Below are 13,928 nucleotides of genomic sequence, written 5' to 3' on the forward strand. Positions count from 1 at the left end.
CGAACCGGTCACGCGGCCGAACCGGTAACCGGGCGGGAGGCCGCCCCGTTGGGCAGCGGGGCCCCGTAGGTCACCTCGACGCCGCGGTCCCGGGCCGCCTGCACGATGCCGGGCACCGCGCGTTCGGCGAGCGCGGCGATCGTCAGCGCCGGGTTCACCGTCAGCGCGGTCGGCACGGACGAGCCGTCGGTGACGAAGATGCCGGGGTGGCCGCGCAGCTCGTGCCGGTCGTCCAGCGCGGAGGTCGCCGGGTCGTCGCCGATCCGGCAGGACGACAACGGGTGCACCGTGTACGCGCCCACCAGGTCGTTGGTCCACGGCGCGACGGTGGCCAGGCCGTCCTTCTCCAGGATCTGCTTGGCCGCCGCGTCGGCCTCCGCCCAGCCGCGCAACGTGTTGGGCGTCGGGTCGTAGCGCAGCGGGCCCTTGCCCAGCATCTGCTGGGAGATGCGGTAGGCGTTGCCGGTGGGCGGCGGCGGGCCGAAGACGCCCTCGTTGTCGTCCTCGGTCATCAGGAAGATCGTCAGCCACGACTTCCAGCGCTTGAGCATCTCCTTCTTCTCCTTGCCGAACCAGGTCGCCCCGGTCTTGCCCGGCACCTGGGCGAGGATCGTGCCCAGCCCCGGCGGGAAGTAGAGCTGCTCCATGCTGAACCGGGAGTACTCCGGCTTGTTCCCGTCCACGTGGTCCCAGCACGCGACGACGGGACCCTTGCCGATCTGGTTGGCCTCGTACACCGCCCCGTTGGGCCGGCGCAGGCCGAGCACCTCGCCGACGCGCTCCTCGTTGATGATCGCGGTGTTGAGGCGCTCGCCGTTGCCGGAGAAGTAACGCCCGACGCCGTGCGGCATCGCGCCCAGCTCCGCCTCGGAGCGCTGGAGGATCACCGGCGTGGCGCCCGCGCCGGCCGCGAGCACGACGATCTTCGCGTCGATGGCGCCGCTGCCGGTGCTGATCCGGTAGTCGACCTCGTCGATGGTGTTGAAGTGCACGCGGTAACTTCCGTCGTCGTTGCGCGTGATCTTCTGCACCTCGTGCAGCGGCCGGATCTGCGTGCCGTGGGCGAGCGCCGCGGGCAGGTAGTTGAACAGCATGGACTTCTTGGCGTCGAACCGGCAGCCGGCCATCATCCAGTTGCAGTTGGTGCACTTGGCGGTGTCGATGCCGACCGGCACCGGGTTCGCCGTGTGCCCGGAGTGGTGGCACGCCGCCGCCCACAGCCCGCCCGCGTAGGAGATGTCGTTCCAGCTCTGCTGGCTCACCGGCAGCACGTCGGACACCCGGTCGTACCAGGGTTCCAGCGTGTCGCGGCTGATCGCCTCCGGCCAGATGCGGCGGCCGATCGAGCCCTGCTTCTCGAAGACGTACCGGGGCGCGCGCGGCAGGGCGGCGAAGTAGACGACGCTGCCGCCGCCGACGCAGTTGCCGCCCAGGACGCTCATCCCCTCCCCGGCCACGAAGTCGAACACCCGCGTGTAGGACTTGCCGAGCAGGTAGTCGTGGTCGAAGTCCTTGCCCTCCAACCAGGGGCCGCGTTCCAGCACGACGACCTTCGCGCCGCCGGCGGCGAGGTGGTAGGCCGTGATCGACCCGCCGAACCCGCTGCCGACGACCAGGACGTCGGTACTCTCCACCGCGCTCATGCCGGACTCCCGGATTCCGTCGTTTCGGGGTGCCGCTTGGCCAGTTCGCGGCCGTAGCTGAAGTCGGGGAAGCGCCACAGCCCGTCGCTGTCCGGCTTGGCGAACCCCATCTGGAGCAGGCCGGGGTGGCCCTGGGCGAGGGCTTCGCCGGTGCTCATGTGCGCGGCGGTGTCGAAGGCCATGTTGCTGAACATCGCCAGCAGCACCCAGCCGCTCTGCTCCGGGTGCCCGGGCGCCGTCAGCCGGTCGACCAGCGCCACGCGGTCCTCGTAGTCCAGCGCCACGAACGGCGGCACGTCGGCGTCCAGCCGCAGCCCGCGCTCCTCGGCGTACGCGACCGCGTGCGCGTTGAGCGCCTGCGACAGGGGGCCGAGCCCGGCGGCGACGCCCGTCGCGGGGTCGTTGAGCAGGTCGAGGGCGCCGGCCTCCACCGCGCCGGGGTCGTCGCAGACACCGGCGATCGCCCGGTCGTCCGGACTGCGCTTGACGCCCGGGAGAATCGTGTCCGCAAAGGCTTCCAAGGTGCTTGTCTGGATCTGGTCGTCGGATTTCCCGACCGCTTCCACGGCTCCTCCTGTCTGTGCCGCGAACCAATTCCGCAATTCTGGGTGCGGAATTCCTTCGGGTGCATCTCCTCCCGTGCGACCTTCCCCGTGAGGAGCCCTCTACCTGCGAAGACGAGCAGGGGTAGAGCGGAAGTAGACCGGCGCTCAAGCGGCGGTGGTCCGGCTGTCGAGCCGCCGCGGAACGTCCTTGCCGCCGATTTCGCGTCAACTTACGTTCGATCGGCCCGAACGTTTGAGTCGAAACCTTCCGAGTGATCGGCGGCAGCATGGACGAGGCCATCGTGGAATCGGTCGAGCGCGTGATCCGCGTGATGCAGGGCAACCTGGGGGAACCGATCACGATCGACGACATGGCGCGCACCGCCATGTTCAGCAAGTTCCACTTCTCGCGGATGTTCCTGCGGGTGACCGGGGTGTCGCCGCGCCGCTTCCTGTCCGCACTGCGGTTGCAGGAGGCCAAGCGGCTGTTGCTGACCAGTTCGCTGACCGTGGCCGACATCAGCCACGTGGTCGGCTACAACAGCATCGGCACGTTCAGCTCCCGGTTCAGCCTGAGCGTGGGCGTCTCGCCGACGACCTACCGCAAGCACTGCGGCTACGTGCCGCCGCTGGAGGAGCACCCGCGCACCGACCGACCGGCCCGCGACCGGCACCCGGTGCTGCGCGGCAGCGTGCAGCACCCGCCGGAGTTCCGGCCGCGCCGCGTCGTGCTGGGGCTGTTCCCCGAGCGGATCGCCCGCGGTCTCCCGGTCCGGCACACCACGCTCGACGGCGCCGGCGGGTTCGGCGTCGCCGACGTGCCGGACGGCACCTGGTACCTCATCGCGCGGGCGGTGGGCCTGGGCGTGGACGCGGAGCACGACACGTACGTGGCGGTGTCCGGTCCGATCAAGGTGACCGAGGGCCGGCCGGTGCGCCCGGTGGACGTGCGGCTGCGCCGGAAGTCGATCTTCGACCCGCCCGCGCTGCTGGCGCACCTGGACGAGGCGATGCTGGCCATCAGCGCGGGGTCCTACGGCCGGACCCTGGAAACCGCCTCGACGGTCGCCTGACCCCGCACCGCAACCGCCCCCGCCCGTCACATCACCCAACGAAACGCCCCGCCCGGCAAGTCGCCGGGCGGGGCGTTCCGCTTCGCGCGAAGGGCGGTCACGCGGCCTTGGACGCGCCCTTCCGGAAGTGCTCCCTGATCCGCTCGCGCCACAGCTCGTAGGCCGGGCTGTCGCCGGGACCCACGTCCTCCGGCTCGACGGCGACCGTGGCGGCCAGCATGACCGCGTCCTGCACCGAACCGCCGGTGAACACCCGCACCCCCAGCTCGCTGTGCTCGGGCACGTGCCCGGCCGCCGTGCGCGCGGTGCCGGCGAACACCGCGCCCAGCGCCACCTCGTCGGCGTGGTCGCCGGCCAGCGCGACCAGGCGGGTCAACCCCTCCTCCGGGCACCCGCCCGCGAACGTCGCCGCGAGGCCCACCCCGCTCCACAGGTCGGCGCGCCGCGCCGGCGGGAACGCGTTGACCGCCGCGGCGACCTCCTCGGGCCGCGCGCCCTCGATGAACCACAGCGCGCGCCCCACCCCCTGGTCGGCGGCCCGCGGGAAGTAGTCGGCGCGACCGGTCCACGGGTAGGGCTTGAACGGCTCCTGCGCGCCGACGAACCGCTTGGTCTTGAAGTACGCCTCGTCGAACCCGTAGCCGTCCACGGCCAGCCAGCTCATCGTCGGGAAGAACGGCACGCCCTCCAGGTCCGGCATGATGTTGCGCCACAACGCCCTCGGCAGCCGCGCCATGGCGAAGCCGATGCCGATGTAGGTCAGGAACAGGTGCGGCAGACCCGGACCCTCCAACAACTCCTTGGTCCTGGTGCCCTTCCCACCCGCCATCGCGTCGCGCACCGCGAACGCCATCGCCGCGCCCTCGTAGGCGAACCCGCGCAGCTCGGGCGACACGGTCGCCAGCCGCCGCTCCACGTCCCACAGCGTCGGTTGCTCGATGCCCCACTCGAAACCGCACACCACCGACTGCGGGATCGACTCCAGGTGTTCGGCGGCGGGCGTGCCCGCGGCCGGGAACCCGCGCTCGGCGAACGTCACCGAGCGCAGCTTCGGCGTCAGCGCGAACCTGCGCAGCGCTCCCAGGATCGGTGGCATGTCGGTCCTCCCCGCTCGTCTCGACCTCCCGCGGCACGCGGCGGCGGGCCTGCCCCCGAGGGTAGGGCCGGCCGCGGTCGCCGGGGATATCCCGGAGTGCGCCGACGATTTCGCCCACCGCACAGGGAGAGTGGCCGGGTGCCCGCGGGCTGCCGCACGCTGGGGTGCGTCAGTCGGGCGGTGCGGGAGCACCGGGGCCGCGCCTGCTCGCGGTCGGCGGATTGCGCCGACGCCGGTGGGGCCCACCCCGACTGCGTGCGGAGGAGTCGACCGGCGGGAGGGCCTGGTGGCCAGGACCAAGCAGCGGAACGCGTGCACGCGCGCGACCACGACCGACGCGGTGCTCCCGAGCGCCGCCGCGGGCCCGCGGGACGCCCGGTGAGCGCCGGGCAGCCCGAGCGGCACCAGGGCGGCGACCCGGTGGCCGTGCTGCACACCGCTGCCGACAAGGAGGCGGCCAAGCGCGAGCTGCGCGACGTGATGGCCCGGTTCGCCACCGGCATCACCGTGCTCACCGCGCACGGCGCGGACGCGCACGGCATGACGGCGAACTCGTTCACGTCCGTCTCGCTCGACCCGCCGATGGTGCTGTGCTGCGTGGCCCGCACCGCGCGCATGCACCAGACGATCCTCGACGCGCGCGCGTTCGGCGTCTCGGTGCTCGGCGGCGAGCAGGAGGGGCTGGCGCGGTACTTCGCGACCCGCGGTCGCCCGACCGGCATGGCGCAGTTCGACCAGGTCGACTGGTTCCCGGGCCGGCACACCGGCGTGCCGCTGCTCACCGGCTCCCTGGCGTGGCTGGAGTGCGACCTGGAGGCGGTCTACGACGGCGGCGACCACTCGATCTTCCTGGGCCTGGTGCGCGAGGCGAGCTGCGGCACGGGCCAGGCGCTGCTGTTCCTCGGTGGCGGCATGCACCGGTACGACCCGCCGTCCGCGGCCAAGTCGGCCTGAGACAGGGCACCCACCGAGAAGACAGCGCGTTCCACCGCCGACCATCCTGGGTGGACGCACGGGCGAAAGGACAAGGCGTGTGACTCAGCGAGACGTGATCTCCGACCTGACCGACGACGCCGCGGAGTTCGAGGGACTCATCACCGGCGTCGACGAGGCGGCGTGGCAGCGCGCGACCCCGGCTCCCGGGTGGACGGTGGCCGACCAGGTCGCCCACCTGGCGTTCATCTTCCGCCTCGCGGGCACCGCCGCCTCCGACCCGGAGCTGTTCGGGCAGCTGGCGGCGAAGGCCGCGGCGAACTTCGACGGCGCGGTCAACGCCGCGCTGGCCGAGTACGCCGGCTACACGCCCGACGCGCTGCGGGCGCGCTGGCGCGCCGAGACCGACACCGCGATCAAGGCGCTGGCCGCGGTCCCGGCCGACCAGGTGGTGCCCTGGCTGGTCCGGCCGCTGCCGCCGATGGTGCTCGCCTCCGCGGGCATGATGGAGATGTTCGCCCACGGCCAGGACGTCGCCGACGCGCTCGGCGTGGTCCGCGAGCGCACCGACCGCCTGTTCTGGGTGACCCAGTTCGTCTCCCTGACCTGGGACTTCGCCTACCAGTCGCGGCGGCTGAACCCGCCCGCCGCGCCGTTCCGGTTCGAGGTCACCGCGCCGTCGGGGGCCACGTGGGCGTTCGGCCCGGCCGACGCCGAGCAGAAGATCACCGGCCCGGCCGCGGACCTGTGCCTGCTCGCCACCCGCCGCCGCCACCGCGACGACCTCGCGCTGACGGCGACCGGCCCGGACGCGGACGCCTGGCTGGACATCGCCCAGGCCTACCGCGGCCCCGCCGGCGAGGGCCGGAAACCGGGCCAGTTCACGTCCTGACCGGCCGCACACCCCGGTCCACGCCGGTCGGGACCACCCGGCCGGCGCCCGACCCGGACCACGACGGGCCGCTTCCCCCCTGGCGGCCCGTCGTCCCGGGACGCCTTCGACCACCGCTGCGCGCTCACCACGGGCCCTGTCGCGCGCAGCGGTGGTCGAAGCGCGTCCAGACCGTCCACAGCAGACGGTCCGCAGAGGACCGTCTACAGCGGACCGTGCTCCGCGAACGGCTGCCAGGTCGCCCGGTCGGCCGCCGGGACCGCCCCGGGCAGCAGGACCGACGCGCACGGACCGGCTCCCAGCCGGCGCGCGTCGAAGACCAGCACCTCGCTGCCGCGCCGGCCGAGGTTCTCCGCGAACACCAGCAGCCACTCGCCGGTCGTGCCGCCGACGAACACCGGCTGTCCGCCGCGCCGGCCCGCGCCGAGGTCGTAAGCGTCCGAAGTGGACGTGTGGAGGTCGTGGTGGAACAGCAGGCGACCGGTCGTCCCGAACACGTGCCGGTGCTCACGGCCGCACGCCGCCGGGTCGGTGGTCGCGGAGTCCACCGCCGCGATCACCCGCCGTTCGGTCACCGCGCCCGTGCCCAGGTCGAGCGTCCAGCGCCCCAGGTACGGCCTGGGGGCCTGCTCGGCGTCGAGCGGGCCGTCGTGGCGCAGGGCGTCCACGACGACGGTTCCGCCGTCCTGGAAGGCGTTCAGTGCGCGGAAAGTGGCGCCGGGCCGGACCGGGAACCACCGCAGCTCGCCGCTCCCGGGCGTGCGCGGCAGCAGGCCGAGGCGAGCGGGCTTGTCCGCCCGCCAGGTGTGGGCGTGGCGCAGGCCGCGCAGCTCGGCCGCGTGGTCGTGCACCAGCGACAGGTCGAACACCACGACGTGGTCGCGGGTGAGGGCGAGCGTGGTCACCAGCGTCGGCGCGCCGAGCGCGAACGAGCGTCCCCGGCTCACCGCGCCCGACGTGGCCATCACGAGGTGCTCGGCCTCCGTCGAACCCGGTGTGGTGGCGATGGTGTGCCACTCGCGCGTCGTCGGGTCCTGCACGGGGTGGGCGAGCAGCTTCGTGCCCGAAGCGGCCGGACGGACGCGCGGGGCCAGCGCGGGCACCGGCCCGGCGGGCAGGCACCCCTCCGGGTCCTGGGTCCGGTACCACCGCGCCACGCCGTCGCCGATCCGCACGCCGGTGATCACCTCGCCGGCGGGCGGTCGCGGGCCGGATTGCAGGAAGCAGCCCCGGAGTTCGTCGGGCAGCTCGCCCCGGACGGGCAGTTCGTCGGCGGGGCCGAGCCGGTCGAGCGCGAGTGGTGCGACCGCGGCGAGGTTCCTGGTCCTGGGCGACACGGTGGTACCTCCAGCCGGGTGCTGAAACCGGGAGGGCATGACGATGCCGTTGATCAAAATATCGGTGTTATGTAACCTTGTCAAGGTGAGCCCACGCCGATCGGACCCGACCGCCCGCACCGCACTCATCGACATCGCCGCCCGTCTGCTGGCCGCCGAGGGGCCGCAAGCGCTGTCGACGCGGCGGATCGCCGCCGACGCCGGGAGTTCGACCATGGCGGTCTACACCCACTTCGGCGGGATGTCCGGGCTCGTGCGGGAGATGGTGCACGAGGGTTTCGCGCGGCTCCAGCGCTACCTGACGGCGGTGCGGGAGACCGCGGACCCGGTGTCGGACATGGCTTTGCTGGGCCGGGCGTACCGGATCAACGCGCTGGAGAACTCCCACCTGTACGGGGTGATGTTCGGCGGCGCGTCGCTGGCGGGCTTCTCGCTGACCGAGGACGACCGCCAGCACGGCCGCTACACCCTGTCCAACGTCGTCACGTGCGCGGCCCGGTGCGTCCAGGCCGGCCGCTTCGGCACCGCCGACGCGGAACTGGTGGCCTACCAGATGTGGATCGCCACGCACGGCCTGGTCACGTTGGAGCTCGGCGACTACTTCACCGCGGACCTCGACGTGGCGGGGCTGTTCGAGTCGCAGCTCGTCGCGCTGATGGTCGGCGTGGGCGACGCGCCGGGCGCGGCGGCGAAGTCGGTGCGCTCGTCGCGGCGGCGCGTCGCGGGCGAGTTGGGCGGTCTGGCGGGCGTCGGCGACCCCGTCGCGGCCAAGCGGAAGCCGCCCGCGGGGCGGTCGAGCGCGCTCGGGTAGGCGGCCCGCGGGTGCGACCGCCCCGCTACAGCGGGACGTTGCCGTGCTTGCGCGCCGGCACACCGCGTCGCTTGGTCGCCATCATCTGGAGTCCACGTGCGACAGCGGCCCGGGTCTGGACCGGGTCGATCACGTCGTCCACCAGTCCGCGCTCGGCGGCGTAGCGCGGGTGCATGAGCTGCTCGGTGTACTCGGCGATGAGTTCGGCGCGCAGCGCGGCCGGGTCCGCCGCGGCGGCCAGTTCCCGGCGGAACAGGACGTTCACCGCGCCCTCCGCGCCCATGACCGCGATCTCGTTGGTGGGCCACGCCAGGGAGAGGTCGGTGCCGATGGAGCGGGAGTCCATCACGATGTACGCGCCGCCGTAGGCCTTGCGGATGATCACCTGGATGCGCGGCACGGTCGCCTCGCAGTACGCGTAGAGCAGCTTGGCCCCGTGCCGGATCGCGCCGCCGTGCTCCTGCTCGCTGCCCGGCAGGAACCCGGGCACGTCCACCAGGGTCACCAGCGGGATGCCGAACGCGTCGCAGAACCGCACGAAGCGAGCGGCTTTCTGGGCCGCCGTGGAGTCCAGCACGCCCGCGAGCGCCATCGGCTGGTTGCCGACCACGCCGACCACGCGGCCGTCGATCCGGGCCAGCGCGCAGATGATGTTGCGCGCCCAGTTCTCGTGCACCTCCAGGAACTCGCCGTCGTCCACGAGTTCGCCGAGGACCGCGCGCATGTCGTAGGGCTTGTTCGGCTCGGTGGGGACGATGTCGGCCAGCGCGGGCCGCGCGTCCGACGTAGCGCCCACGGGCTCGCTCACCGGCGGTCCGTCCAGGTTGTTGCTCGGCAGCAGGGAGACCAGGAAGCGCACGTCCTCCAGGCAGGACTCCTCGTCGTCGTGGACGAACGTCGCCACGCCCGACAGGCTGCCGTGGACCTCCGCGCCGCCGAGTTCCTCGTGCGTGACCCGCTCGCCGTTGACCGCTTCGACCACGTCCGGACCGGTCAGGTACATCTTCGCGGTGTCGCGCACCATGAACGTGAAGTCGGTGAGCGCGGGGGAGTACGCCGCGCCGCCCGCGCACGGGCCGATCACGACGCTGATCTGCGGCACGACGCCGGACGCCTCGACGTTGCGCCGGAAGATGCCCCCGTAGCCGTCGAGGGCCATGACGCCCTCCTGGATGCGGGCGCCGCCGCTGTCGTTGAGCCCGATGATCGGGCAGCCGGTCGCGATGGCCAGGTCCATCACCTTGTGGATCTTCGCCGCGTGCGCCGCGCCGAGCGAGCCGCCGAAGACGGAGAAGTCCTGCGAGTACACGAAGACGCGGCGCCCGTGGATCGTGCCGGAGCCCGCCACGACGCCGTCGGAGTGCGGTCGGTTCTCCGAGATCTTCATGCCCCGGGCCTGGTGCTGCCGGTACAGGTCGATCTCGACGAAGGAGTCCTCGTCCAGCAGCAGGTCCAGCCGTTCGCGCGCGGTCTTCTTGCCCAGCGAGTGCTGCCGCTCGACGCCCGCGGGGTCCCCGGCCAGCACGCGCTGCCGCAGTTCGTCGAGCCTCTTGCGGACCGACGCCATCGTGCGCCGGGCGGTCCTGGGAGCGGCCGGGGGGACGGGGCGCAGCGGCACCGGCTCGGGCACGAAGTCGAGCGACTCCACCTCGGGCGAGGTGTTCTGCCGCAGGATCCGGAAATCCGACAGGTCAGTCATCCGTGTCTCCCAGGAGGTGCGCGTCGCCGGGGGAACCCGCTCGCCGCCCCGCGCGGTGCGGCCGGCGCGCGGCGGCGGACGTGGTCTCGGCCGGCGGGCGGGGTCCGAGCGGCCGGACGCGTCCCCGGGTGGCGCGGCCGAACCCGCCCGCACCGGTCACGCTCCGCAGCATCCGACCACATCCCCGCTCACGCCGACCGTTCCGTCCCAGCCTGCACGGGCCCTTGCCCGGTGTCTTCTCCGAGAGCGCCGTGCCGCCGCCCCGTGCCGCCGCCGCCCCGCCCCGTGCCGCCGCCCCGCGCCGCCCCGTGCCGCCGCCGCCCCGTGCCGCCGCGCCGCGCCGCCGCCCCGCCCCGCCCCGCGCCGCGCCGCCGCCCCGCCCCGCGCCGCCGCCCCGCCCCGCGCCGCCGCCCCGCCCCGCGCCGCCGGCCGCGCGGAGGTGTGGTGCGCGTCACATCGGGCGGTTGTCGATCCTGTGCGGCAGTGTTCGACGCACTGCACGAGAGCAACACGGAACAACCGAGGAGCACCCCATGCGCACCCTGATCACCACCGCCTTCGTCTCCCTCGACGGCGTCGTCGAAGCGCCCGGTGGGGAGCCCGGCTACCGCAACACCGGCTGGACGTTCAACGGCATCGAGTTCCTCCCGGAGGCCTACGAGATCAAGGCGCGCGAGCAGGACGAAGCCGCCGCGATGATGATGGGCCGGGTCAGCTACGAGGCGTTCTCGCCGGTGTGGCCGACGATGACCGAGGAGTTCGCCGGTTACAACGCGATGCCCAAGTACGTCGTGTCCACCACGCTGCGCGAGGACGACCTGGTGTCGAACTGGGGCGAGACGACGATCCTGCGCTCCCTGGACGACGTGGCGGCGCTGAAGGAGGGCGACGGCGGCCCGATCATCGTGCACGGCAGCGCGGCGCTGAACCGGTCGCTGTCGGACGCGGGTTTGATCGACCGGTACCACCTGTTGGTGTTCCCGGTGTTGTTGGGTGCGGGGAAGCGGCTGTTCAGTGCGGCGGACAAGGACAAGCAGGGGCTGGGGCTCGTGGAGTCGCAGGCTTACGGCAACGGCATCCAGAAGTTGGTCTACGAGGTGACCAGGTGATCAGGTCTGGGGTACGCGGATCACGTCGCCCGGGTGGATGACGTTCGGGTTGGTGATCGTGTGCGGGTTGGCGGCGACCAGGCGGTGGTAGAGGTTGCCGGAGCCGTAGTAGCGGGTCGCGATGGCCCACAGGGTCTCGCCGGCCTGCACCACGTGCTCCAGGTACACCCGGTAGCCGGGCAGGATGCGCGGCCCGTGGACCACCGGCACGACCACCTTGTCCAGCTCCGCGCCGTCCTTCGGCGAGACGTGGAAGACCTCCACGAAGAGCCGTTCGAGCGTGAACGCCGCTCCGCTCACGTCCACGGTGAGCTGGAACTGGCCGTGCCCGCCGGTCCCGTCACCGGCCATGAAGGACCCGGTCACCTCGTCGTGCCCCTCGTGCACCCGGTAGTTGAAGTTCGCCTCGAACGCGCCGCCGGCCACGCCGCCGATGCGGATCAGGTTGCCGACCAGGTCGTGGGGCCTCGGTTGCTGCACATCGATCGTCATGGCCGGCAGGGTAAGCCCGGAGTGACCCGCGTCACTCCGTAGTGAGGTGGATTCACGGGGTGATTCACCCGTTCGGTGTGAGCGGGGTGGCTAACCGGAGCCGGGCGGCGAGCGACTCCACGGGCATCCCGGCAACCGACAGGGGTGGGTGCGCCATGAGCGGCTTCCTCGTCCAAGGACGGCACGGCACCAAGGGCAACTTCGAAGCGGTCGTGCCGTCCTCGCACGGTGGCGGGCTGGTCCACCTCTGGCGCAACAACGACGCCGGGATGACGTGGAGCGGCCCGACGTGCTTCGGCGGATCACGGCGGTACCTCGCGACCACGCTGATCCAGTCGAACTACGGCACCACCGGCAACCTGGAGGTGCTGGCCACCAGCGACGCCGGCGAGCTGGACTTCTTCTGGCGGCTGGACCGCGCCCCCTGGACGTGGTCGGGCCCGTTCCGCGTCGCCACCGGCGTCCGGGGCGCACCCGCGCTGATCCAGGGCAGGCACGGCACCAAGGGCAACTTCGAGGTGGTCGTCCCGCACCGCGACGGCGGTCTGGCGCACCTGTGGCGCAACAACGACGCCGGGATGACGTGGAGCGCGCCGGGCCGGTTCGGCGGCGGCGCGCGGTACGCGGGCGCGACCCTGATCCAGTCCAACTACGGCACGGTCGGCAACCTGGAGGTGCTGGCCACCACCGACGCGGGCGAGCTGGACTTCTTCTGGCGGCTGGACCGCGCTCCCTGGACGTGGTCCGGCCCGTTCCGCGTCGCGAGCGGACTGCGCGGGACGCCGTCGCTGGTGCAGGGCAGGCACGGCACGAAGGGCAACTTCGAGGTCGTGGTACCGCACCGCGACGGCGGTCTGGCGCACCTGTGGCGCAACAACGACGCCGGGATGACGTGGAGCGCGCCGGGCCGGTTCGGCGGCGGCGCGCGGTACGTGAACGCGGCCCTGATCCAGTCCAACTACGGCACGGTCGGCAATCTGGAGGTCCTGGCCACCACGGAAGCCGGTGACGTGGACTTCTTCTGGCGCCTGGATCGCGCCCCGTGGACGTGGTCGGGCCCGTTCCGGGTCGGCGCGGAGATCGGGTTCAACGTCAGCGAGTGCACGTTCGGCTGGCGCGCGGCCTACCACCAGGCCGACACGCACGTCACCATCCGCATCCAGCTCAACCCCGACAGCGGCATCAGCGACGCCACCATGAACACCCTGCGCACCACCTGGCGCAACGGGATCATCGGCAAGTGGTCCAACCGGTTCGACTGCGTCGGCAACGGGCAGCGCAAGCGGTTCACCTTCGACGTCCAGTGGGTCACCAGCGGCGCCCACCACGTGGTCCGCGTGCGGCCGGGCCCGGAACGGTCCAACATGACCACGTGGGACACCAGCGACACCGGTGACGTGGCGTCGCACGAGTTCGGGCACATGCTGGGCCACCCCGACGAGTACGCGACGTCGGCGTGCCCGGCCCGCAACCCGGTGGGCACGGGCACGGTGATGGACGACAACACCGAGACCGTCGCCCGCCTCTACAACCGGCTGGCGTCCTCCCACTGCGGCCACACCCCGGCCGCGGCGCCCGGCGAAGGACCGTCCGAAGTGGAGGGTGTGGCGGTGGAACTGCGTTCCCTGGACCGGATGGCGACCGCGCGCCGGGCCGAGGTGCTGCAACGGCTGCGGTCGGCCGACGAGGGGGCCGAGGTGTCGTTCGAGGTGACCGGCGGCGCGCCGGGGGAGCGCTACGAGTACCGGCTGGCGGTGTCCGGCTCCGGCGCGGCCCGACGCGTGCTGGTGGACGAGTTCTCCGCCGAACCGGACGCGGACTCGACCGGCACCGTGCCGCCGGAGACCGCCCGACGGGTGTTCGACGCCGCCCGCGACGCCGGCCTCCTGGACGACGCGCCACCCGAGCTGCCGCCCGCCGACCTGGTGCCGGACTCACTGGTGGCCACGGTGACCGTCCGCTACGGGGACGCGGTGCGGCGCGTCAGCGTGCCGGCCGTCGAGCCCGGTCACGGGGAACCGCCGGGCGAGGCGCGGGACGTGCCGGTGTCCACGCACGTCCGGCTCGCGCCCGACACCGCCGACCTGCTGACGCCGGTCCTGGCCGCGCTGAGCGCGGTGGAGGAGCAGCTCTGACCCGCGTTGAGCGCGGTGGAAGCGCAGCTCCGACCCACTTACGGCGAAAGACGGCCAATGGTCGGTGTCTGATAGTTGACTTTTGATTGACCTGCTCCAAAAGTGCGTCCTACCTTGCTGTGACCTGGGCAACACCCCTGCCGGCTCGCTCAAGGAGGCGCGA

12 protein-coding genes are annotated in these 13,928 nt (G+C 72.6%); 6 read left to right on the forward strand and 6 right to left on the reverse strand.

What is annotated here, in order from left to right; all coding sequences use genetic code 11:
* Positions 1 to 8: 8 nt before the first annotated feature.
* Positions 9 to 1,643: an FAD-dependent oxidoreductase gene (locus ABD126_RS25915; RefSeq protein ID WP_343936527.1), complete on the reverse strand. Its 1,635-nt coding sequence runs from the start codon at positions 1,641 to 1,643 to the stop codon at positions 9 to 11.
* The gene (locus ABD126_RS25920) at positions 1,640 to 2,209 is read right to left on the reverse strand and encodes a DUF5987 family protein (protein ID WP_343936528.1); all 570 of its coding nucleotides are present in this window, start codon (positions 2,207 to 2,209) and stop codon (positions 1,640 to 1,642) included. Before ABD126_RS25920 ends, ABD126_RS25915 begins: the two co-directional genes overlap by 4 nt.
* 281 nt (positions 2,210 to 2,490) lie before the next feature.
* Here ABD126_RS25920 and ABD126_RS25925 point away from each other — a divergent pair, with 281 nt between their 5' ends.
* Entirely contained in the window at positions 2,491 to 3,261 is a 771-nt protein-coding gene (locus ABD126_RS25925; protein ID WP_343936529.1) for a helix-turn-helix domain-containing protein, read from the forward strand.
* 97 nt (positions 3,262 to 3,358) lie between these two features.
* On the opposite strand, the gene ABD126_RS25930 is transcribed toward ABD126_RS25925, so the two are convergent.
* A complete protein-coding gene (locus ABD126_RS25930; RefSeq protein WP_343936530.1) occupies positions 3,359 to 4,357 on the reverse strand; it encodes a DUF1702 family protein in 999 nt (332 codons plus the stop codon).
* Between the two features lie 480 nt (positions 4,358 to 4,837).
* Here ABD126_RS25930 and ABD126_RS25935 point away from each other — a divergent pair, with 480 nt between their 5' ends.
* Positions 4,838 to 5,311: a flavin reductase family protein gene (locus ABD126_RS25935; RefSeq protein WP_343936642.1), complete on the forward strand. Its 474-nt coding sequence runs from the start codon at positions 4,838 to 4,840 to the stop codon at positions 5,309 to 5,311.
* A 79-nt stretch (positions 5,312 to 5,390) separates the two neighbouring features.
* Entirely contained in the window at positions 5,391 to 6,182 is a 792-nt protein-coding gene (locus tag ABD126_RS25940) for a TIGR03084 family metal-binding protein (RefSeq protein WP_343936531.1), read from the forward strand.
* 203 nt (positions 6,183 to 6,385) lie between these two features.
* Here ABD126_RS25940 and ABD126_RS25945 read toward each other — a convergent pair whose 3' ends face one another.
* Entirely contained in the window at positions 6,386 to 7,519 is a 1,134-nt protein-coding gene (locus ABD126_RS25945; protein ID WP_343936532.1) for a carotenoid oxygenase family protein, read from the reverse strand.
* A gap of 85 nt (positions 7,520 to 7,604) precedes the next feature.
* Here ABD126_RS25945 and ABD126_RS25950 point away from each other — a divergent pair, with 85 nt between their 5' ends.
* Entirely contained in the window at positions 7,605 to 8,330 is a 726-nt protein-coding gene (locus ABD126_RS25950) for a TetR/AcrR family transcriptional regulator (protein WP_343936533.1), read from the forward strand.
* A gap of 25 nt (positions 8,331 to 8,355) precedes the next feature.
* On the opposite strand, the gene ABD126_RS25955 is transcribed toward ABD126_RS25950, so the two are convergent.
* The gene (locus ABD126_RS25955; RefSeq protein ID WP_343936643.1) at positions 8,356 to 9,897 is read right to left on the reverse strand and encodes an acyl-CoA carboxylase subunit beta; all 1,542 of its coding nucleotides are present in this window, start codon (positions 9,895 to 9,897) and stop codon (positions 8,356 to 8,358) included.
* Between the two features lie 665 nt (positions 9,898 to 10,562).
* Between ABD126_RS25955 and ABD126_RS25960 the strand changes: the two genes are divergently transcribed.
* Positions 10,563 to 11,138, forward strand: a complete 576-nt coding sequence (locus tag ABD126_RS25960; protein WP_343936534.1) for a dihydrofolate reductase family protein — start codon at positions 10,563 to 10,565, stop codon at positions 11,136 to 11,138.
* On the opposite strand, the gene ABD126_RS25965 is transcribed toward ABD126_RS25960, so the two are convergent.
* Positions 11,139 to 11,630 carry a Gmad2 immunoglobulin-like domain-containing protein gene (locus ABD126_RS25965; RefSeq protein WP_343936535.1) on the reverse strand — a complete coding sequence of 164 codons (492 nt, stop codon included), beginning with the start codon at positions 11,628 to 11,630 and terminating at the stop codon, positions 11,139 to 11,141.
* A gap of 155 nt (positions 11,631 to 11,785) precedes the next feature.
* Between ABD126_RS25965 and ABD126_RS25970 the strand changes: the two genes are divergently transcribed.
* The gene (locus ABD126_RS25970; protein ID WP_343936536.1) at positions 11,786 to 13,765 is read left to right on the forward strand and encodes a PLL family lectin; all 1,980 of its coding nucleotides are present in this window, start codon (positions 11,786 to 11,788) and stop codon (positions 13,763 to 13,765) included.
* Positions 13,766 to 13,928: the final 163 nt, after the last annotated feature.

It is taken from the genome of Saccharothrix mutabilis subsp. mutabilis (assembly GCF_039521145.1).
Taxonomy (GTDB): Bacteria; Actinomycetota; Actinomycetes; order Mycobacteriales; family Pseudonocardiaceae; genus Actinosynnema; species Actinosynnema mutabilis.